This is a genomic window from Faecalimonas nexilis (genome assembly GCF_059731825.1).
Genome location: NZ_AP029189.1, coordinates 1,713,911 through 1,734,401 on the forward strand (window position 1 = coordinate 1,713,911; position 20,491 = coordinate 1,734,401).

The following is a 20,491-nucleotide window of genomic DNA, read 5'->3' on the forward strand; positions in this document are numbered from 1 at the left end:
TCAATATTGGTTTACACTTTTTTCTCAAGAATGTTCGACCTTATGCTGCCTCCTGTAGCGAAGCATAGTATTGTTGTCGCTTAACCATTGGAGGTAGTCCACCATTAGCAGAGCAGATCCTCCGATTATTCCAGTAGCTGATGAAGTATCTCCAGATGAGCGTCTTTAACTGCTCTACGGTCATTGAGGTAGGATCGTAACGACCATAAAGTAATTCCTCTTTGAAGCGTGCCCACATGCTTTCGCATCTGGCATTATCATGGCATCTGCCACCGGCACTGTTCATGCTTTGAACAATGCCATATCTGTTGATAGCTTTACGATATAGCTCACTGGTATACTGGGTTCCCCTGTCACTGTGAAGAATAGCTCCACGGAGCATCGGGTAAGCTTTGCAAGCATTCTCTAAGGTTTGTTCGCATAGGGTAGCTCTCATATTTGTATCCATAGCAAGTCCCAATACTGCTAAATCATAGCAGTCAAAGATAGCTGAAACATAGAGCTTCCCGTCAGAAGCCTTTATTTCAGTCATATCGGTAATGCACTTTTCAAGAGGCTTTTCAGCAGCGAAGTCACGCTTGATTAAATCGTCGGATTTACTGGCTTCTCTATCAGCTTTGGTAATACCATTCGGCTTACGTTTTGGTTTATGATTAAGACCAATTTCTGCCATGACACGATAAACAGTTCTCTCACCGGGAATATGTACTCCCTCAGGCTGTTTGAGCTGTAAGGCCTGATACATACGGATTCTTCCATAAGTGTCATTGCATTCATCTTCGCTGCAAATATCAAGCATTGCATCTGCCAGTGCCTGATATTTCCAAGGGGTATCTTTTGTTTTTAGGAATTTGTTGAATGCCTGCCTTGAAACATGAAGCACTTTGCAATAAAAAGAAATTTTACCCTTAATCCGGCCGTCATCCGTTTTGATTGCAATAAACATTAATCTCTGTTTTTTGCTGACTTCCGACGGCTGGCTGCGAAAAAAGCACTTGCTTCCTCAAGGAATTCATTTTCTTCTTTTAAGCGACGAATTTCCTTATCCTGCTCTTTTACACGCTTTCTGAGTTCAATAAGCTCATCGTTAAGGGATAAAGCATTCTTGGGCGTATGAACTGCTTCATTTGCACTGAGACGCCCCTCTTTGAAGGCTTTTATCCAAGTGTACATAGTACCCTTTGGAATCCCTAATTCCTGAGCAGCTTTATGACCGCCGATTTCCTGGGCAAGCTTTACCGCCTGTGCTTTAAATTCATTGTCATAAGATTTTTGATTCTGTGCCATAGGTTTTTCTCCTGTTCTCGTATTGATTATGATTATATATCAAAATCCTTGAGAATAGGGTGTCAACTTTTATGATACAACACCAGATTATAGAAACGCAATGATTGAGTATTCCAAAGAATGTGTTGTTTCAGAAGATCAGGACTGGGTAATCGCATGTATGGAGCCGGAGTACATGATAAATCGCCTTGACAAAGAAGACGGTGAATATCAAATTTCTTTTGGAGTGTCAGATGACATGGGCGGATATAGAAGAAAAGAGATTGTCTGTCGATATTATGATGAGGAGAACAAGATTGTATTGGTTCAAAGAAATGATATCACAGAAGACTACGAGAGTAGTTGAACGAAAAGGAGCAGATGCTGAATGCCTCTGCTCCTGAATGGGAAAAATTAGGCAAGTATATGGGATAAGAAAGAAGTTTCATGTTAAATACTAAATATGCACATAGAGAGATTGACACATACTATATATTGTGTTAATCTTTAGGTGACTTCATTTTATATGGAAACAATATAATGATTTCCATAAGTCAAATTTTGTTCCGGATTTGTTTCCGGAAGAGAACTTTTAACAATCGTTTTAAAACGCATAGATAGACAGACACAAAAAGACAATGGTTCTTCTTTGTGTCTTTTTTTGTGCGTGAAAGGAGGAACACATGAAAAAAACGAAAAGAAAGGAGAAAAAGGAATGTGTCAAAGGAACGATGTAGAGCAGCTAAGAAAACAACAGAAAACAGGAAGATTATTTGAAACACTTACTTTTTTAGAAAAGCAGATGAACGATGAAGCGGTCATTCAGGATGCAGACACAGTGCTGGCAGATATTTTAGAAGAAGCAGATTTTGAAATTACCGGAATTGCAGCTGATCTTTTAAAGATACATCAGAACAGTAAAGACCGGGAATCAGTGGAAACTTGTTTTGAAGTCTTGACAGGATGGACAATACCGGATTATCTGAAGAAATGCATTGCTACAATCCTCGAACAGAAAAATAAGGCAGTTTCAAATTCGAAGGAGTGTCTGCTGTATCAGGGAATGCACCTTTTTCCAGTGGGAAAGAAGGAAGAAAAAGAAGGGGAAGGCTATCTTCCTATGAAAAAGATTTTAAATGATGAGAAAGAAATCGACAGGCTGCAGAAAGTACAGGAACAGACAGGACTTGATGTTTTTCTTTGTCTGGAAAATTACCAGTTGTATTTTATACGGAACAGAGAGATTTTTGTATATCAGCCAAATGGAAGGAGGCGAATGTATGCAGACAAGTATTCTATGGGAAGGGAGTCTGCCAAGTAAGGAGGAAATAGAACACATGAAACGGGAAGGCTATCAGTTCCGGTCAGTAGACGGTGGATGGAAGATTTGCCTGAAATTGCATAATACACCTACGGGACGATGGTTTGCAGACAGTTTCTCAAAATCATTTTCGAAAGAAGTGGAACTGCATCGATATCTGGAACAGGTTGAAAAGCATGCAATATGGTTTGAAGTTCCAAGTAAAAAACTGCGTGTATATGAAGTAGGACAACTATTAGAAAGTCCTAAAGGTGAGGATGAATGTATCTGTATGGAAGTATTAAAAGATACAAAAAACCATTCACACCTTTTGCTGAAAACGGATAAGGAAGAAGTTTACCAGTTGGGAAGTTCTGCAATCTCGACTTTAGAAAACAGGGCACGAATCAGCGGTGCAGCATTGTCAAATGTAAGGCCTGCCGTACTTGCAGAAATATTGAATCAGTGTCTGAAAGTTGCTAAAGGGAAAGCATTACTTCGTGTTTCAGAAGGAAAGGTACGTGCAGTACACTCTGCGGAAAAAAATGGGTATCAAGTATATCCCTTACCAGAAGTATTTATGCTTGCCAGTGTTTACATACGCGGAGAGTATAAAAAGAGCACCTTTTTAGAGGGCTATGCAGACCAGACTATGGTATCAGCAACTTGGCAGATTGAAGACAAGCGGTTGGAAGAGGTGTATGAAGAAATCATGGAAAAGTATGGAAAGCAGGTAAAGGAAAAGCTCACAGCGACTATACGCATTACATCTTCTGATGTAGCAGCATCAGGTGCGAATATCTTTTACAGCCTGATGGAAGGAAAACGAAAGATTGCATTGGGTTCGGATATGCGGATGCGACATAATAATTCCGTAGAATTTCAACAGTTTACAGAAAATCTGCTTTCGACCTTCGAATGCTATAAAAATGCATTGAAAGGAACTGTGGAAAAATTGTGTGCTATTTCCATAGAGTATCCGGTCAATACCATAATCGGAATCATGACAAAACAAGGGTTTGGAAAAAAGAATGTTGCAGAGATTGTGGATCGTTATAAAGCAACCTTTGGTGATGTACCATGTACGGCATACGAAGTGTATTGTGGGATTGGAGAAATTCTTTTTCTTGCTCAGAGTAAAGGGGTATCTGGTAGAGCTATGGTGGAACTGGAAGAAAAAGTTGCCAAATGTCTGAGTGTGAAGTGGAGAGAATATGACATTCCAGGTGATCTTGTATATTAAGAGTCAGCAGAAGAAAGGAGAAAGAACTGTATGGAAATAAAATGGAATGGGCAGACAATAGAAAATCTGTTGGTAGGAACTTACTTGAATACCCTGTTTGTGACAGGTTTACATTTTTATGTCTGAATTGGATGAAGGAATTATCTGCTTTTACAACAACAGATGCAAGAAACGAAGCATCAGTCATACTTGCGAAAAAAATTTTTGAACATGACATAGAGTTTCCGGTACTAGAAGAAAAACAAGGAGAAACAAGAAAGTATCCTGAACTGAACGGGTTAAATGCAAATGAGGTAGCTGCTGTTTTTTCCGTATATCTGGAAGAAGATGCGGTAAATGGGTATCAGGAATTTCTCTTAAAACTTCGGAAGGAACATCGTACTTTACAACAGAATTTTACCAGATTTGCAATGAGGTGGCTTCGGGATGCAGGAAAGAAAAATCCGAAACTTTCCTGGATTAGAGAAATTAAAATTTGGCTGCCATGTATATAGGAGAAAAGAATATGGGTTACAAAAAGGGAAAGAAAGAACTTGGCATTTATTATGCAAAGACGCTGGTTTCCATTGCAGAAGAGATTTCTGCTAAAAATGCCGGTAAAGAGAAAGCGGGAATACAGAAAATCTTTTCTGCTTTGCAAAGGCGTGGAGGGACAGTCAGAAAAAATATGGCCTATCTGGTTACACACTGGATCTACAGGCTGTCGTTATTCACACCATGGGACGATGAAGAATTGTGGGCAGTAGATATGGCAAAAGAAGCATTCTCCTGTCCTATGACGCTTCCAACATGCAGAAGAAAGCGTATTTTCAGAATACGGAAAATCAAAGGAGAACCAGAAAAGCAGCTGGAAATCATTTTAGGTCAATTGACAGATTCTGAAAAAGATCGGTTTATGAAAGCTTTCTGGTTAGAACTTGTAACTATGGATAAGGAGAAACAGCAAATACTCACAGAATTTCTATTGGAGTGGCTGTGGGTGGAATGTGAGAAAGAGCAGACAATGGAAAAGATACGGTATTGGGCATCTTCATACTGTCTTCCATTTGTATAAAAAACAAACAGAAAAGGAGAAAAAGAATATGAGAAATGTACCAAAGTGGGCAAAGGGCAATGCATTTGCAAAACGATTTTTCAAATGGCTTAGAAAAAAGAACAATCCAGCTCTTCTGACAGGAGATGCGGTGTTTACTAAGGTTTCCAGTCGAGGTTTTACTTTTGTGTATATGGGACCAGACATGGAAAATAGAGCTAGTCACTTATATCAGGGCATGGATTTTGTCGGACTTTTTAACCAGAAGACTTTTGAATTTACAGATGTTGCATATTCTCTGCGTACTTTGCTAAATATCCCAGAAGGGAAAAAATTCCGCTTCCAACGTGGTTGTATGCATTGTTTGGAACATAAAGTTCAGGAGTATGCACAAAAGAAACTGGAGAAGGAAAACAAGGAGATTTCAATTACCGCAGTTGAAAGAGCAGCAGTTGCATGGAAATACCGGGAATTGATCGAACAGGCTGCAGGAGATGTGATCTTTGAAAAAACATCTGTGGCAGACCAGCTGATTCCACAACCGGAATTTGCATTTAATGGAGAAACGTATGTGTTCGATAACCGGCTGTATTTTCGTTATTTAAAAAAGCGTAAGACTGTTATTCGAAAATTAGGAAAAGCCTGGGCGAGAGAACTGCAGCATCGGGAAACCATGCGCCGGATTTTTGAAACAGAAGTAAACAGTAAAGTGCAACTTTTATTGAAGAAACAGCCAGAACGGATTGAAAAAATCAGGACGCTGAGAAATGCGTTGGAAAAAGTACATCATACCGTAATCGTAGTTGTTAGAGGGAAACAAGGTGTTTTTGAATATTTCCATATCGATGCAGAGGTGTTAAAAAATACAAACGGAAAGTACCCGCTTAGTCAGATATCCGGACAAGAAAGGAAACGTCTGAAAGAAAAGTATGGGGTAGATAAAATCTGGGATGTAGAAGAGATTTATCAGGTAGGGGCAAGGAATATCTGGTATTACAATGTTATGGCCGAGCAGAAACAGGCTGCTTAATGAAAAGAATAGGAGGACAAAGGATGGAAAACAAAGAAACGATGAATTTACAGCAAAAATTGATTGCAATATCAAATGAAATGCCCAAACTATTAAAAAAGCATTATTCAGACGAAGTAGATTACGATTTTGTAAAGATTGATGATATCTTTGAACTTTTAAATCCAGCGTTTACAAAGTATCACATCTGTTTGCAGGAATTGGAAGAAACAGATGCAACTTACAGCAAAGTTGATGGCAGTTGGATTTATACGGCAAAACTTACCTTCTTTATTGTCAATGCAGATTGTCTGAATGAAAAAGAACGGGTGAGTATCCAATTGGTAGGCGATCATCTGGATTCACCTGCAAAAGCGAAAGGGGCAGCATGGACGTATGGGTTTAAATACTTCTTTTTATATAAATTCCGTATGAAACAGGAAACAGAAGATCCAGATATGAAAGGTACACCACCAAATGGGCCGGACAAATCGAAAGGAAATGCAGAACAGAAAAAAATAGAAGTGCCGGTAAAACCACAGAAATCAGCGAAAGAGTCTTCTGATGTAATAGCAGACAGCCCTTTATCACAACCACCAGTGACAGATATGAATCAAAAGAAGGAAAACATCAAACAAGTAGATTTCCTTCCAGATCCTGCAGATTTTTTGAAAGAAAACGAAGCAGAAGATACAGGAGAAGATGCAGAATATCACGAGGTGGAGAGGGAAGAACAACAATACTTGGAACTGTCGGAAACATTGGAACCTTTGAAAACAGAAGAAGAGACAAAAAAATCAGAGGCAGGGGATATACAGCCAGAATTTTTAGGGAAAGATGGAGAAGGCATATCTGAGCATCTTTCTACAAAAGATTTGAAAGCCGACAAAGCAGTACAGGAACCTGAGAAAAAAGAAAATGTTTCAGGAGAAAAGATAAAAGAAGAGAAGAAGAAAGAAACAAAAAGTTCTTCTTTAAAATCTCAAAAAAATGAGGAGGATTTTGGACAGATGAATCTCAAGAAATTGATAAAGAAGAGGACAGGAAAGAAGAATCGGTTATTTCCGAGCAGTCAGAAGATTTTGAAGCGGTAAAAGAAGAGGTTCCCTTTGAAGAGGTAGATGAAGATGACTTTTTCTTGCAGTTACAAAGAGATATGGAAAGTGAAACAGAGAAGAAACCTCTGACGGTAGAAGAAGCCAAAAAAGTAATCTGCCCTTATGCTTTGTTTGAAGGAAAAACATTTGGGGAGATGCTTGAAACAGAAGCGGGTTACCGGCAGTTGCAATGGTTTGCGAAGGAATACAGGGGGTCAGATTTTAAAATGAAAGAAGCTGCACAGCTTTTATTGGAAAGCTGTGAACAAAAAGCTGCTTAGAAAGTTAAAGAATAAGGAAGAGGCGTGCAGGTCATGCCTTTTCCGTTTTTATAAGGGGATATTTCCAGAAAGGTTAAAATGGTATGAAAAAAAGAAAGTGTACAGAATCTGATCCGGTTGCCCCGTTCACTATTTTTGATGTAGCAAAGATGCTGGATATGGAATTTTTAGAAAACTGTAAAAGTGGATACCAGGTAAAAGATACCCAGAATGCAGCAAATGTTGTATGTCCATTTTGTGGTGATGCAAGAGGAAAGGCAAGCATCTGTATCTGTGCAGAGGGAAAAATCATGAATGTCTTTCATTGTTTTGATTGTGGAACCGGCCATAATATGCTGACACTTTATGCGGAACTTTGTCATCTGACAGGAAAAGACCGGTATAAAAAGGCATACCGGGAAATTTATAGAAGAAAGCAGAAAGAACCCGGCAGAAAGAAAAAGACGCGGCAGGCAATGCAGGAAGAAAGCCAGGGGATTAAGAAACGGGCGAGAAAACAGAAAGAATATCTGGCTGAACCAGTGAATCTGGAACAGCGGCATCAGGTTTATAAAAAAATGCTCTCTTATCTGGAACTGAAGGAGTATCATCGCAAAGATCTGGAGAGAAGAGGGGCAGATAGGGAGATGATCCTGCACATGGAAGAAAAGGGATATAAAAGTACCAGTGAGGAGGATTCGCAACAGATCGCGAGACGGCTGATAAAAGAAGGATTCCGATTGGAAGGTGTTCCAAGTTTTTATATTAATTGGGAAGGAAACTGGGATCTTAATTTTTATGAAGGAAACAGAGGATATCTTTGCCCTGTTTATACGGTAGATAAATATCTGGCAGGATTTCAGATACGTTTGGATCATCCCAAAGGAAAAAATAAATATGTATGGCTTTCTAGTGCAAACCAGAAGAAAGGGTGTGGAATCAGCAGTATTGTAGGAGTATCTGGAAAAACTGAAGGCAGTGAGATTTATGTAACGGAAGGAATTTTAAAAGCAGAGATAGCCCATCAGGTATCCGGAAAAACATTCCTTGGAAATCCGGGGATTGGAAATTGGAGAGATTTGTATGAGGTTTTGCAAGTATTAAAAAAACGTGGACTTTCTCATGTGGAGGAAGTATATGACATGGATAAGCAGCTTAGGCTTGTCTGCGACCAAAAGTATAGTGAAATCTGTGAGGAGTGTGAAGACAGGAAGAAAAAAGGGAATCCGGATTTTGAATGTCCGAAAAAAAGATTGAAACGGGATACTATACGAAAAGGCTGTAACCATACATACCATATCTGTGAGGAACTTTCTCTATCCTGCAACCGTAATCAGTGGGACCTGGATCCGGACGGTTTATGGGCAGAACATGAAAAAGGGATTGATGACTGGCTGACAAAGGAAATCAGGGAAAATAGAAAATAGCTATTTTTAAAATGTGCAAAAGAGGAATTGCAAAAGCAGTTCCTTTTTTGCATGGTTTAAAGTGCCATGAGAAAGGAGAGAAGTGGATGATTCGGGATAGACCTTAAAGAAAAATGGGAAGCAGGGCAGTTTTTGATATGCAGCATATTCCCGAAAATGGAACTGCCCATTTGAAAAAACAACAAAGAGAAAGGAGAGATTGTTTATTGAAAACAACATGGAAAAACCGATGCACAGCAGGTTTTTTAGCAGTTTTATTAGGGTGTTCTTCCCTTTTGACAGGGGCAAGCAGTACTATGGCAGCATCAATAGAGCAGACAGAGAGTAAAGAGGAAACACAGGCAGAGGACATTACCATCAAGCAGGGGGAAACTTTTGACCCGGATTCAGACTTTACGGGTATTTCTGTAAAGGAAGGCGAAAAAATTTCCTTTGTTTTGGCAGCAGATAAAGATGGAAAATTGTTTGATGCAGATAGACCTGGAATGTATGACTGCATTTATCAGGTGCATAAACCTTCCGGGGAATCTTATGAGATTACACGAAAAATCATTGTAAAGGAATCGGGAAAAGAAGGAGAGAGTCCGAAAAAGGACAGGAAACAGAAGAAAGAACAAAAAAGCGGGGAGGAAGATACAGAGCCGGATGGCGCCAATATTGATACCAGTGCGTTAAAGGAAGAAACGGGGGTTTTATTTTCTGTTGTACCATCTTCCATAGAACAGGCAAGAGAAAAAGCTTCTTTAGTGAAAGGAAAGAAGATTGTATATCCAAGTGATTTAGGTTCTTACAGTACCTGTTATTTCTATGTCAATGACCGGATTGCATACTGTCTGGAATCAAACTTACAGTCCCCGCCTTCTTCCGATTATGTTGCTGAACTTTATGAAAGCAATTTAAACTTACAGAAGGTTTTGTATTACGGATATGGAGGACCGGGAGATTTAACTGGGGAATATCTAAAGAACTACAGCAATGACATCAAATATGTCCTGACACATTTAGCAGCAAGTTATTGTTACGGCGGAGCGGAGGTGGCATTCGTGGGCTGCACGCAGGACGGATTGAAACGCTATAGCGTCATGGAATATATCAATTACCTTTGCGGGCAGGAAGCACCGCCAAGTGCTGCCATCAGCCTTTCTTCCACAAAAGAAACAGCTTTTTTGGAAAGAGATATGCAGAAGACAAAGAATATTACATTGAATGGAGACCATAGAAATTATATCACCTTGCCTTTGCCAGAAGGAATTACCTATCATGATACAGCCGGAAAAGAACAAACAGGTGGCACAGTCAAAATCCATGGAGGAACCACTTTTTATTTTACAGCTTTAAAAACGGTACATGGAACATGGGAAAGCGGTAATCTGGGTGGCCAGGTAGGGGCACAATGGAAAACGTTGGTTGTTTCAACTGGATCTGGAAATCAGGATATTGGATATGGGGATTTTTATGAAGAACCGAGTGCATCGGTTTCCTTTTCCATTCAATGGATGGATATCGCTTGGGTTGAAGTGATCAAAGAAGACGCAAAGAGCAGTGTAAAACTTGCAGGGGCTGTTTTTGGAATTTATAGAGATCAGGCTTGTACAGATCTGATACTGAAGATGCCTCCTACCAATGAAAAAGGAGCAACCAAAGCGGAACTGACAAAGACACAGGATACGGTGTATATCAAGGAAATCACTGCACCGAAAGGGTATAAACTGAATACGAATTCTTATAATGTCAATCTGGAAGTGGCAAAAACACAGATGCTGACTGTGAAAAATGAGGAACAGAAAGGGAAAATAGTTGTACATAAGCAGGGAGAGAAACTGACTGGAGTATCCGGAGAGGAAGGAAACCTTCAGTTCCTTTATACAAATGCAGCATTTGCAGGAGCAAAATATAAGATTTATGCCGCTGAAGATATTTACAGTCAGGATAAACAGACAAAAATCTATCAAGCAGGAGATTTGGCAGCAGAAATGGAGACGAAAGAAGATGGAAGCTGTTCTTCGGGTATGCTGTACCTTGGAACTTATAAAGTAGTAGAACAGCAGGCACCAGATACGCTGACCATAGGGAAAACGGAAGAAGAACGTACCCATGTAGTAACCATTTCTTATGCGGGGCAGACAGTAGAAGTCGTTGAGGAAGAAACGCAGTATGAGAATGCTAGACCGAAGGTATCTGTGGAAGTACTGAAACAATCAATCAATGATGAGGCGGCTCTGAAAGGGGCAATTTTTGGTCTGTATGCAAAAGAAGATATTACCGGTGCAGATGGTTCTGTTCTGGTCACAAAGGGAACTTTGATCCAGAAAGCAGAGTCCGGCGAGAATGGAAAGGCTATATTTACTGCGGATATCCCAATCGGTTTTCATTATGAAGTAGAAGAAATTCAGGCTCCTTCGTTGTACTTCAAAGGGAATGGCAGTTATGAATTCTTTTATGAATATAAAAATGACAAAACGTATACATACACCTTTACACATACCTTCCAAAATAAAGAGGTACGTGGAGAAGTCCATATCAAGAAAATAGACAAAGATACACAGGACTCAGTAAGCCAGGGAGACGGAGATTTAAATGGGGCAGTTTATGGATTATATGCTGCAGAAGATATCCAACATCCAAATGGAAAGACAGGACTGCTTTATAAAAAGGATCAGTTAGTCATGCAGGGAACTATAGAAAAAGGTGTCCTGCATTTCAAAGACTTGTATCTTGGAAAATACTATGTACAGGAAATATCTGCACCGCCGTCCAATGCATATCTATTGGATAAAACGAAATATCCGGTGGAACTTGCGTATGAAGGACAGGATGTGGAAATCGTAAAGAAAAATGTAACGGTTTTGGAGACCATAAAAAAACAGGCATTCCAATTGATTAAAATCAGTGATGACGGAAACCAGACAGAAACAGAATTACTGGAGGGTGCCGGATTTAAAGTGTATCTGATCAGCGAGCTTTCAAAAGTAAAAGATGGTACCCTAAAACCAGACAATGGAGCAGAATTTGTTCCACAGGATTTTATTGGATATGATTTTAGTAAAGAGGAAACTGCTTCTTATTATCAAAATGGAGAGAAGATACAGACAGAAGAAATGTTTACGGACAAAAAGGGATATTTATGTTCCCCGGAACTTCCGTATGGAAAATATGTATGTATCGAAAGTACCGTTCCGGAAAATATGGAAGAGATTCAGCCGTTTTTGGTTACCATTGATGAGGACAGCAGAGAACCACAGGTATGGCGTGTCTTTAATGACCGTCCAATGCAATTCTATTTTAAAATCATCAAAAAGGATGCTCAGACTGATCTCCCGATTTTAAAGAATAGTGCCCATTATAAAATCTATGATGTGGAGAAAAAGAAATATGTCACGATGAAAGTACGGTATCCAAAACCGGAAACCATTGAGGTGTTTGAAACAAATGAGGAAGGCTATCTTCTGACACCAGAACCGTTAAAAATGGGTACCTACCGGATTGAAGAAGTAAAAAGCCCAGAACTGTTTGTGCAGACAGGATTTGAGCAGGTGTTAAAAAAGGGAGAGGAAATACTTCCTTTAAATGAGGTGACAAAAGAAGGAACTTATGAAAAAGCTCCAAGAAAATCCATTACCATCAAAGTAGACAGCAATACCGTACATGAGGTGGAAGAAGAAACTGGAAAGTATATTGTAGTCGTGGAAGTAAAAAACGATGAGGCAGTAGGAAGCCTGACAATCCAAAAAACAGGAGAGGTGCTTATAGGTGCCGAAAAAATAACAGACCAGATGCTGACAAAATTAAAAAATGGTCTGGCAAAAGTAGTCAATAAAGTGTCCAACCTGTTTACTGGAGAAGATGCTATGGAAACGGAAAAAGGATATGAGTTTGAGTATGAAGAACAGGGGCTTGCTGGGGCAGAATTTTCTATCCATGCAAGAGAAACCATTTATTCGCCAGATGGGCAGATGGACAGTGAGGGCAACCGGATCATACGTTTTGAAAAAGATGCATTGGTTGGAACAATTGTAACAGATGAAAAAGGAAAGGGAACTTTAAATAATCTTCCGATTGGCAAATTCTATATCAAAGAGACTAAAACAGGAGATTCTTTCGTGTTGGATCCAAAAGAACAGGATTTTGAGATTACCTATCAGGGACAAGAAGTGGCTGTTGATTATGTTACAAAGGAAATCAAGAACCAGCGGCAGAAGGTGGAAATTGAAGTGCTGAAAAGATCAGAAGCCACAAAAGAACCGCTTGCTGGGGTTTCGTTTGGATTGTATGCAGGAGAAGATCTTTTAAATGCAGCAGGAGAAATTGTGGTGAAAAAAGATGAACTGGTAGCAGTTGGAAAAACAGATGAAGAAGGGAAACTGAAGTATCAGGATACCATTCCACATGGGAAATATTATCTGAAGGAACTGGAAAACCTGCCGGGATATCTTCCGTTTGAAGAGAAGATTGAAATTGACGCTTCTTATACAGATCCGAAACTGGAGGTGATTTCCATACAAAAAGAGGTAGAAAACCAACCGACAAAGGTGGAGATTACAAAAACAGATATTACAGGAGAAAAAGAAGTAGAAGGTGCCAAATTACAAATTTTAGATAAAGAAGGAGATGTAGTGGAAGAATGGACTTCTACCAAAGAACCGCATCTTATTTATGCATTGAAACCGGGAAAATATATATTGCATGAAGAACAGGCTCCAACAGAAAATGGATATGTGAAAGCGGAAGATGTAGAAATTACCGTAGAGGAAACCGGGGAAATCCAGAAAGTTTCCATGAAAGACGATCATAGCAAGATTGAAATTACAAAGACGGATATTACCGGAGAACAAGAAATCGAAGGTGCTAAGCTGCAAGTACTGGATGAAGAAGGAAATGTGGTAGAAGAATGGATCTCTACCAAAGAACCATATCGTATCGAATATCTGCAGCCGGGGAAAACCTACGTCCTTCATGAAGAAGCTGCACCGGAAGGATTTTTGATTGCAGAAGATGTAGAATTTACCGTAGAGGAAACTGGAGAAGTACAGAAAGTTTCCATGAAAGATGAAGTACCAATGGGACAGTTGGTGATTAAGAAAACAGATGCAGAAGATCAGACGTCACTTGCCAATGTAGAATTTGAACTGAAAAATAAAGAAACAGAAGAAGTAGTTGGAAAACTTACTACAGATAAAGATGGCGTTGCAACCAGTGAACTGCTGCCAATTGCTACTTATGAAGATGGGAAGGCAGTAGCACCGATCACTTATGTATTATCGGAGACAAAACCATTGGACGGATATGAAAAACATACGGAAACTTATGAAATCACATTCAGTTATGCAGATGCCAAAACAAAAGTCATAGAAGTGGTAAAAGAAATCCAGAACAAGAAACTTCCAAAGACACCGGAAAAATCAGAGGAAGTAAAAACAGGAGATACTACCATGATTCTGTTACCGATTGGTATTGCAGTACTGACAGTAGCTGGTATCGGTATTGTCCTTTGGAGAATCAGACGCACTAAGAGATAAAAAGTATTTGGAAATGATAGAACACTAGACCTGCGGGGTGGTGTAAAGAACATTTCTGGATGCTTTACCAGAAGATTTCGGGGCGGTACCGGACCCCGCAAGTGAAAGGAAAGGTGATGCAGAAGCGAAAGAAAAGAATTTAAAAGTTTTTATAAAAGAGTAAGTGGGAATGAAGCGGAAAAATGCAAATATCCGATCAGACTGGATACCTATGGCTGTGGCTGTATGCACAATTGTTCCTATTGTTATGCACGCAGCCTTTTGGATTTCCGCGGGCTTTGGAATGCAGAAAATCCGAGAGTGGCAGATATCCAGAAAATCCGGAGAAAATTGGAAAAAGTGCCACCGGGAACCATTTTAAGACTTGGAGGCATGACAGATTGCTTTCAGCCGGTGGAACGTCAGGAACAGGTTACCTATCAAACCATAGAACAGTTAAATGAATATGGCATTGGGTATCTGATTGTGACAAAATCCCATCTGGCAGGAGAGGAAAGATACCGGAAACTTTATGATCCGAAACTGGCACATATCCAGATTACCATTACCTGCTTTGATGATAAAAAGGCGCTTGGATATGAAAATGCAAGCAGTCCGTCAAAGCGGTTAAGGGCATTGTTAAAGCTACAGGAAGAGGGCTTTGATGTTACGTTACGATTGAGTCCTCTGATTGAAGAATATTTGGATTTTGATTACTTAAATAGGCTACCGGTAAATAAAGTTTTGGTAGAATTTCTTCGGGTAAATGGGTGGATGAAAAAATGGTTTCCGGATCTAGACTATCAGAACTATGTTTTGTGTCAGAGTGGATACTGGCATTTACCGTTGGAAGAAAAAATCAGGATATTGGAAAAAATTCATCTTCCGTTAACGGTCTGTGAAGATGTCACAGAACATTATGAATATTGGAAGCAGCATATCAATCCAAACCCAGTGGATTGTTGCAATTTAAGAAAATAAGAGACATAAGTGTAGGCGGTAGTATATCAATTTTGGTATGCTACCGCTTTTTTACGTTGGAGGTAAGCAGATGAAAAAAGAATACTTTTTACTTGGGATATTAAGCGTGATCTTGCTGGTAGCAGGAGTCTGGATTTGTCAGATTATCAGTGAATACCAAAAATCAGAACAGGAATATGAAAAGTTGCAAGAATATGTGAAAGTAGAAAAGAATACAAAAGAACCAGAAGATATGAAGCCGGAAACTACAGAAGATGATAAGGAAAAAGAAAAGCCGGAAGAAACCGTAACGGTCGATTTTGCAGCTTTACAGGAAATCAATCCAGATGTTGTAGCATGGATCAGAATTCCAGGGGTACTGGAATATCCAGTGGTAAGAGGGGGAGACAATTCCTATTATTTGAACCATACGGTGCAAAAAACTTACAATATTGCGGGCAGTATTTTTTTAGATTACCGGAATGAACGGGACTTTTCAGATAGTAAGAATATTATCTATGGCCATAATATGAAAGATGGAAGTATGTTTCATGTATTGAGAAATTATCAGGATATTGATTTTTTCCAGAAGCACACGGATATGGAGGTTTATTTACCGGATGGAAGAACTTTGAACTATCAGATTACAACTTGTGAACAGGTGTCGGCAGATAGTGAGATTTATCAGATAGAAAGAGGATATGTTGAGGATAATAAGGGAAATGAAATCATATTGTCTACCTGTAGTGCAAGAACAAGTATCAGAATCATTGTAAAAGCCAGTCTAAAGAAAGACTAATCCTGAATAGGACCACAAGATATTTTGAGAAATAAGATTCGAAAAAGGAGGATTTTAGATGTATCTAATCGAAATTGATACAAGAAAATTTGATTTTGAGGGAGTGTCGCATGAGGAATATTTGGAATTTTTTGGATATCAAGGTATACACAAAGTAAAGGAGAATTTATATGCTGTAACAAAATTGGGGCTAGTACTTCCAGCGGTGAAGCTTATTTCAGACAGAAATGATTGGAAAAAGTAAAAAATGTGAGTTCTCGCTATGAAAAATTGTACTAATATTTTACAAAAAAAGTAAAAAAATAGAATCTTTCTTTTATTTTTTGAAAATTATATTTTGTGTAAAATTCATATAAAATACAAAAAAATAGTTTTCGAAAGATGAAAAAATTGTTTAAAATGTGATAAAAATATTGTGAAAGGAACTGTTTTGTGTTAAAATTAAGACAAACAAATAGAAGTGAAAAACATGGGGGTTCGTAATTCCCGAGACAAGGAGGGGAAGGTTTTGGAATGAAATATAAAAAAGTCATTGCAACATTGCTTGCTGTTGGCTGTATTGGTCTGGTAGGTGGTCTTGGATATTTCCTAGGACAAGCAAATCAAGAAAAAAACGCCGTAAAACAGACGGTTGCCCCAGTCAAAGAAACAGAAACCAAGCAACAGGAATCAAGAAAAATTGCGGTAGTTAATCTGGATGAAGGGACAACAGAAGCAGAAGAAAAAATAAATTATGCTGATAAGATTGTTCAATTCCCTAGTTCTTCGTTTGAATATTCATCATTAGAGGAAGCAAGAACAGGATTAGCAAACGGAAAATATGGTGCATACATAATCATACCAGCCGGATTTTCACAAAATGTTGTTAGTCTTAATACAACACCACAAGCAGCTCAACTTGAATATGCTTTAAATAAAAATCTTTCAGGAGAGTCTCAGTATCATTTGTTATATGATGTGATGAGTTTTGGAAATTCTTTGAATGACAGTTTGAGCTATATGTATTTGAACAATATTCTTTCTGAGTTCCATAAGGCTCAAGATGGTGCTGCTACAGTTATGAATAATGATTTAAAAGATAAAGATGCCATTGAGAGTATACAGTCGCATGATTTGGTACAATTAGTTGAGATTCCAGAGTTAAAAAGAGAAGAAAATACAACAGAGCCATTAAATGTAGAAGATTATGTAGAAAAAAATACTGCTTTAGCAACAGATCTTGACTCACAGTACAAAAAGTGTGTAGAAGAGGCACAATTACAACTGCAAGATATGCAGACGGAAGGAGGAAGCCTTTCAGAACAGCTTACGTCCTTAGCTGAATATACGGAACAGTTAGATGTGTTTAAAGATGAAGATGGAAATTCCGTAGTTGATTCTGCAAATAACAAACTGGACGAAGTTTTGAACAAAAAACCAGGAAATACAGTTGATACTATGCTTGAAGATTTGAAACGGCAGCCGGATATTATAGCAGGTGAATTAGGAAAATCGATAGAGACTTATAATCAGGGATTACCAAATCAGCTGACTGACCGCTTAGCTGAGTTTGCAAAGAAAATTGAAGCAGCAAATCCGGGATTGATTTTAGAGGAAAAAAGTGAAGGGGTTTTTGAATTACATTACGCTACTTCGGATTCACCAAAATTATCTATAACCCTTGCAGATGTTCCCGACTCCGAAGAAAATCAAAAGGCAGATACGACAAAACAGTTATGGAGTGCTATTACCAGTAAACTTGCAGCGGCAGCAAATGAGCAGGAAACTATTGAAATTATAGAGAAAGATCCTGATTTGGGTATAGAAATTCCGAAAGTATATACAACTGCAAAATCGGTGCAGACAGCACTTGCGGAATGTGAGCAAGATCCGAATATGATAGCTATGTGTAATAGTCTTGGGTATTCTTCTATAAGTGCTTTTGTGAGTGACGCAGGAAATGGAAGTTTGGCGCTTGACAAAACTCATGAAATTGTGTTTGATGGTGATTTGAATGCTTTTCAGCAGTACATTAATTCCGTGATTGAAAATGTACCGCGAGAGGTGACTGCATTGCAGGAATATAAAGATTATCGATATGATGAAGCAGGGAATATGATTATTGATCCAGGGACAAATCAACCTACTACAATTCAAGAGAGACTGGAGCATTATGGAAAGCAGGTGAAAGCCTTTGAAACAGAACTTGGGAATGAGCAGACAACAAATGGGCAGGAAATAAAAAATGTATTCCAGGATTTTTATGTAGATCCAATGCAGAAGAACCAAGAAAACTTCAATGGTATCCTGCAACAAAAATATGAGGCTGAATCAGTCTATATCCACGAGTTTAATGAAAAGCTGAAGTCATTTGCACCATCTGTACAAGATGAATATATTGCAGAAAATGTAAATGGAATAAAACAGAATAACGGACTGCTTCAGAAGAGTTTGATAGAAAATAATATGTCTTATGTGGATTATGCAAATAAAGTCTATACTACAACAGAAGAAAATATCAATACTCTTCAGAAAGGTATTCAGGATGCAAAAGACGCCTCAAATCAAGCGGTGGAAGACGGCTTGAGTGCAGCAAAAAATACCAAGACAACCACCAGTAAAGAAAATCAAAATATATTAGCTGACTTTTCAGCAAAGCTTCCATATACAAGATTGGGAAGTATGGAATATACACAGGCTTATCAATTTATCGCTAAGCCAGTAGCTTTAAATGATGTTTCAAAAGAAAAGGAAAAGATAGTGGGCGGAGAAGAAGTAAAAGAATCTTCGGCAAAAGCAGTTTCTGCGAATACAGAAAAGGAAAGTAATATAACATCGTATTTCATTTATATTGTTTTTGCAGTACTTTTAACAGCACTTATTATATTCTTGATTTTGAGATACTTTAGAAATAAAAAACCAGAGCAATAAGCTGTTTGGCAGCATTGCATATAAAAAAAGGAGAAGCATTCAAAGGAGGTACATTATGGCAGATGTAAACAACATTAAATTAAGCCCGGAACAGATGGAGGCAAAGGCAGCAGAATTTAATACCAGATGTGAGGAGTTCAACCAAGTGGTTTCTACGATGAGAAACATGGTAACATCCTTATGTGATGAATGGGCCGGTCACAGCAGCCAGGCATTTTATGACCAGTTCCAATCTTTAGAACCAAGTTTTACAGCTACATCAGATCTTATCACATCAATTGCACAGCAGTTACGTGATGTATCCGCAGCAATGCAGAGCATCGACCAGGAAATCGCAGGGAAAATTGGAGCGATGTAGTAGCAGAGAGCCGTCGGGATTTTCCCGACGGCTTTTTGAAAATATGAGGAACGTATGTATGGGAAAAATGGATGACACAGGAAAAGCACTTGAAAAAAATATTAATAGCAACATTGAGTTCGATACCTCTGTATTACAGGAAAAGAATGAAACCTATTCTTCCTTAACGGATACTTATGGAATAGATTTGTTTACAGATCAATATGAAGAGAAAATTGAAAAGGTGCATTTAAAAGAATATGATGCCTATCAGAAAATAGAAAAAAAGTTGTTTGAAACAGATTTAGAAAGTGGAAAAGATGAATACGAAAGAATACAGGATCAACTGTTTTTATATACAGGTTCAGAAGTAAAGAAAGAAGAAATTGAGAAAGAAGATAATGCGTTGGGCGTAAATATTGCCATAACAGGTATTATGCTCATACTTTTCTTTTTTATTTTCTTCCTGATTTTTGACAAAAGAAGGAAAAGGAGACGTGAAGATGCAATTAACAATTACACTTACGAGTACTAAATATCAAATCAATAAAGATATTATGGTCAATTCTGAACAAAAGATTTGTGAAACCTTACAGATTTTAAAGGAAGCAGGTCAAATAAATATAGCTGTTGGTGATGAAGTCAAATTAAGATCTATGCGTACAGGGATGTTTGTGCCGCAAGAATTTACTTATGAAGAAGCTGGGATATTCTATGGTGATATATTGCAAATATTATAAAATAAGAAATGGAAAGGGGTAATGAGATATGAATAACATACAAAGCAATACGCAGGTTGCTTCAAGCAGTTCAGATACAATTTCAGCAAGTGCAAATAGTTTACAGGAGAAAGAAATATCAAAAGATACAGAGTCAAATATTACTGCCAAAGGAAATTCTATTACGGCATATGAAACAAGCCAGACTCAAAAATCAGCTTATAGATATGCGTTAGAGCAAGATGCACAACATATAAAAACTTTAGGTAAGACATTTGAGCAAGTGGATCAGAGTATTGCTAATATATTAACTGCTGGTTTATTAGGTGATTAATATGGAAGATAATGAAAAAAGACAGTTACAGGATAAAATTGACGACTATAAAAAAGCGATAAGAACATTAGAAGAAAGTAAAGATGAAATCAATTATCAGGATAAAATAATAGAAAATATTTTTTCAGATATGTTTCTTCAATTTAAGCATGATACAGAATTTTGCAAGAGTATCTCTAAGCTTCAACAATCGGTATGGGAGGCAAAGACATTTAAAGATTCAAAATTTTCAGAAATAGAAAGTGATTTGAAAAGTAATCTAAAAAAACTAGAGAAAGAGCAGGAAAACGAGGAGTGGTAAA

At 38.3% G+C, this 20,491-nt stretch carries 21 protein-coding genes; 19 read left to right on the forward strand and 2 right to left on the reverse strand.

Annotated features, from left to right (window positions below; genetic code table 11):
* Positions 1-40: 40 nt before the first annotated feature.
* Both AC6I5B_RS08575 and AC6I5B_RS08580 read right to left on the reverse strand, forming a co-directional pair.
* Complete coding sequence (locus AC6I5B_RS08575; RefSeq protein ID WP_117788463.1) at positions 41-946, reverse strand: IS3 family transposase; 906 nt, start codon at positions 944-946, stop codon at positions 41-43.
* Positions 946-1,287 carry a transposase gene (locus AC6I5B_RS08580; RefSeq protein ID WP_004615554.1) on the reverse strand — a complete coding sequence of 114 codons (342 nt, stop codon included), beginning with the start codon at positions 1,285-1,287 and terminating at the stop codon, positions 946-948. Before AC6I5B_RS08580 ends, AC6I5B_RS08575 begins: the two co-directional genes overlap by 1 nt.
* Positions 1,288-1,387: 100 nt before the next feature.
* On the opposite strand from AC6I5B_RS08580, the gene AC6I5B_RS08585 reads away from it, so the two are divergent.
* The 19 genes from AC6I5B_RS08585 to AC6I5B_RS08675 all read left to right on the forward strand — a co-directional run bounded on the left by AC6I5B_RS08585 (position 1,388) and on the right by AC6I5B_RS08675 (position 20,490).
* Positions 1,388-1,633, forward strand: a complete 246-nt coding sequence (locus AC6I5B_RS08585) for a hypothetical protein (RefSeq protein ID WP_497773736.1) — start codon at positions 1,388-1,390, stop codon at positions 1,631-1,633.
* Between the two features lie 348 nt (positions 1,634-1,981).
* Positions 1,982-2,587 carry a hypothetical protein gene (locus AC6I5B_RS08590; RefSeq protein ID WP_022250371.1) on the forward strand — a complete coding sequence of 202 codons (606 nt, stop codon included), beginning with the start codon at positions 1,982-1,984 and terminating at the stop codon, positions 2,585-2,587.
* Entirely contained in the window at positions 2,547-3,809 is a 1,263-nt protein-coding gene (locus tag AC6I5B_RS08595) for a hypothetical protein (RefSeq protein ID WP_083382813.1), read from the forward strand. The genes AC6I5B_RS08590 and AC6I5B_RS08595 overlap by 41 nt, the downstream gene beginning before the upstream one ends.
* Positions 3,810-3,940: 131 nt before the next feature.
* Positions 3,941-4,303: a hypothetical protein gene (locus AC6I5B_RS08600; protein WP_136017819.1), complete on the forward strand. Its 363-nt coding sequence runs from the start codon at positions 3,941-3,943 to the stop codon at positions 4,301-4,303.
* An 11-nt stretch (positions 4,304-4,314) separates the two neighbouring features.
* Positions 4,315-4,863, forward strand: coding sequence for a hypothetical protein (locus AC6I5B_RS08605; RefSeq protein WP_022250368.1), 549 nt, complete (start codon positions 4,315-4,317; stop codon positions 4,861-4,863).
* A 28-nt stretch (positions 4,864-4,891) separates the two neighbouring features.
* Positions 4,892-5,872 carry a hypothetical protein gene (locus tag AC6I5B_RS08610; protein WP_022250367.1) on the forward strand — a complete coding sequence of 327 codons (981 nt, stop codon included), beginning with the start codon at positions 4,892-4,894 and terminating at the stop codon, positions 5,870-5,872.
* A 23-nt stretch (positions 5,873-5,895) separates the two neighbouring features.
* On the forward strand, positions 5,896-6,945 hold the full coding sequence (locus AC6I5B_RS08615; RefSeq protein ID WP_044987180.1) for an ERF family protein: 1,050 nt from the start codon (positions 5,896-5,898) through the stop codon (positions 6,943-6,945).
* A 62-nt stretch (positions 6,946-7,007) separates the two neighbouring features.
* Positions 7,008-7,229, forward strand: coding sequence for a hypothetical protein (locus AC6I5B_RS08620; RefSeq protein WP_004612725.1), 222 nt, complete (start codon positions 7,008-7,010; stop codon positions 7,227-7,229).
* Between the two features lie 83 nt (positions 7,230-7,312).
* Positions 7,313-8,635, forward strand: coding sequence for a hypothetical protein (locus AC6I5B_RS08625; RefSeq protein ID WP_004612723.1), 1,323 nt, complete (start codon positions 7,313-7,315; stop codon positions 8,633-8,635).
* A gap of 206 nt (positions 8,636-8,841) precedes the next feature.
* The gene (locus AC6I5B_RS08630; RefSeq protein ID WP_497773737.1) at positions 8,842-14,151 is read left to right on the forward strand and encodes a SpaA isopeptide-forming pilin-related protein; all 5,310 of its coding nucleotides are present in this window, start codon (positions 8,842-8,844) and stop codon (positions 14,149-14,151) included.
* 225 nt (positions 14,152-14,376) lie between these two features.
* On the forward strand, positions 14,377-15,111 hold the full coding sequence (locus tag AC6I5B_RS08635) for an SPL family radical SAM protein (protein WP_022250363.1): 735 nt from the start codon (positions 14,377-14,379) through the stop codon (positions 15,109-15,111).
* 70 nt (positions 15,112-15,181) lie between these two features.
* A complete protein-coding gene (locus AC6I5B_RS08640; protein WP_497773738.1) occupies positions 15,182-15,889 on the forward strand; it encodes a class B sortase in 708 nt (235 codons plus the stop codon).
* Between the two features lie 58 nt (positions 15,890-15,947).
* Positions 15,948-16,133 carry a hypothetical protein gene (locus AC6I5B_RS08645; protein ID WP_004612718.1) on the forward strand — a complete coding sequence of 62 codons (186 nt, stop codon included), beginning with the start codon at positions 15,948-15,950 and terminating at the stop codon, positions 16,131-16,133.
* A 269-nt stretch (positions 16,134-16,402) separates the two neighbouring features.
* The gene (locus tag AC6I5B_RS08650; RefSeq protein ID WP_497773739.1) at positions 16,403-18,799 is read left to right on the forward strand and encodes a hypothetical protein; all 2,397 of its coding nucleotides are present in this window, start codon (positions 16,403-16,405) and stop codon (positions 18,797-18,799) included.
* 55 nt (positions 18,800-18,854) lie between these two features.
* Complete coding sequence (locus AC6I5B_RS08655; RefSeq protein WP_004612715.1) at positions 18,855-19,157, forward strand: WXG100 family type VII secretion target; 303 nt, start codon at positions 18,855-18,857, stop codon at positions 19,155-19,157.
* Positions 19,158-19,215: 58 nt separating this feature from the next.
* Entirely contained in the window at positions 19,216-19,671 is a 456-nt protein-coding gene (locus tag AC6I5B_RS08660) for a type VII secretion EssA family protein (RefSeq protein WP_004612714.1), read from the forward strand.
* Positions 19,640-19,876: a hypothetical protein gene (locus tag AC6I5B_RS08665; RefSeq protein ID WP_004612713.1), complete on the forward strand. Its 237-nt coding sequence runs from the start codon at positions 19,640-19,642 to the stop codon at positions 19,874-19,876. The genes AC6I5B_RS08660 and AC6I5B_RS08665 overlap by 32 nt, the downstream gene beginning before the upstream one ends.
* 28 nt (positions 19,877-19,904) lie before the next feature.
* A complete protein-coding gene (locus tag AC6I5B_RS08670; protein WP_004612712.1) occupies positions 19,905-20,189 on the forward strand; it encodes a TIGR04197 family type VII secretion effector in 285 nt (94 codons plus the stop codon).
* A 1-nt stretch (position 20,190) separates the two neighbouring features.
* Positions 20,191-20,490 carry a hypothetical protein gene (locus AC6I5B_RS08675; RefSeq protein ID WP_044963412.1) on the forward strand — a complete coding sequence of 100 codons (300 nt, stop codon included), beginning with the start codon at positions 20,191-20,193 and terminating at the stop codon, positions 20,488-20,490.
* Position 20,491: the final 1 nt, after the last annotated feature.

Coding starts and splice junctions, on each gene's coding strand:
- AC6I5B_RS08575 (WP_117788463.1), bottom strand. CDS start 946: ATGTTTATTGCAATCAAAACGGATGACGGCCGGATTAAGGGTAAAATT.
- AC6I5B_RS08580 (WP_004615554.1), bottom strand. CDS start 1,287: ATGGCACAGAATCAAAAATCTTATGACAATGAATTTAAAGCACAGGCG.
- AC6I5B_RS08585 (WP_497773736.1), top strand. CDS start 1,388: ATGATTGAGTATTCCAAAGAATGTGTTGTTTCAGAAGATCAGGACTGG.
- AC6I5B_RS08590 (WP_022250371.1), top strand. CDS start 1,982: ATGTGTCAAAGGAACGATGTAGAGCAGCTAAGAAAACAACAGAAAACA.
- AC6I5B_RS08595 (WP_083382813.1), top strand. CDS start 2,547: ATGCAGACAAGTATTCTATGGGAAGGGAGTCTGCCAAGTAAGGAGGAA.
- AC6I5B_RS08600 (WP_136017819.1), top strand. CDS start 3,941: ATGAAGGAATTATCTGCTTTTACAACAACAGATGCAAGAAACGAAGCA.
- AC6I5B_RS08605 (WP_022250368.1), top strand. CDS start 4,315: ATGGGTTACAAAAAGGGAAAGAAAGAACTTGGCATTTATTATGCAAAG.
- AC6I5B_RS08610 (WP_022250367.1), top strand. CDS start 4,892: ATGAGAAATGTACCAAAGTGGGCAAAGGGCAATGCATTTGCAAAACGA.
- AC6I5B_RS08615 (WP_044987180.1), top strand. CDS start 5,896: ATGGAAAACAAAGAAACGATGAATTTACAGCAAAAATTGATTGCAATA.
- AC6I5B_RS08620 (WP_004612725.1), top strand. CDS start 7,008: ATGGAAAGTGAAACAGAGAAGAAACCTCTGACGGTAGAAGAAGCCAAA.
- AC6I5B_RS08625 (WP_004612723.1), top strand. CDS start 7,313: ATGAAAAAAAGAAAGTGTACAGAATCTGATCCGGTTGCCCCGTTCACT.
- AC6I5B_RS08635 (WP_022250363.1), top strand. CDS start 14,377: ATGCACAATTGTTCCTATTGTTATGCACGCAGCCTTTTGGATTTCCGC.
- AC6I5B_RS08640 (WP_497773738.1), top strand. CDS start 15,182: ATGAAAAAAGAATACTTTTTACTTGGGATATTAAGCGTGATCTTGCTG.
- AC6I5B_RS08645 (WP_004612718.1), top strand. CDS start 15,948: ATGTATCTAATCGAAATTGATACAAGAAAATTTGATTTTGAGGGAGTG.
- AC6I5B_RS08650 (WP_497773739.1), top strand. CDS start 16,403: ATGAAATATAAAAAAGTCATTGCAACATTGCTTGCTGTTGGCTGTATT.
- AC6I5B_RS08655 (WP_004612715.1), top strand. CDS start 18,855: ATGGCAGATGTAAACAACATTAAATTAAGCCCGGAACAGATGGAGGCA.
- AC6I5B_RS08660 (WP_004612714.1), top strand. CDS start 19,216: ATGGGAAAAATGGATGACACAGGAAAAGCACTTGAAAAAAATATTAAT.
- AC6I5B_RS08665 (WP_004612713.1), top strand. CDS start 19,640: ATGCAATTAACAATTACACTTACGAGTACTAAATATCAAATCAATAAA.
- AC6I5B_RS08670 (WP_004612712.1), top strand. CDS start 19,905: ATGAATAACATACAAAGCAATACGCAGGTTGCTTCAAGCAGTTCAGAT.
- AC6I5B_RS08675 (WP_044963412.1), top strand. CDS start 20,191: ATGGAAGATAATGAAAAAAGACAGTTACAGGATAAAATTGACGACTAT.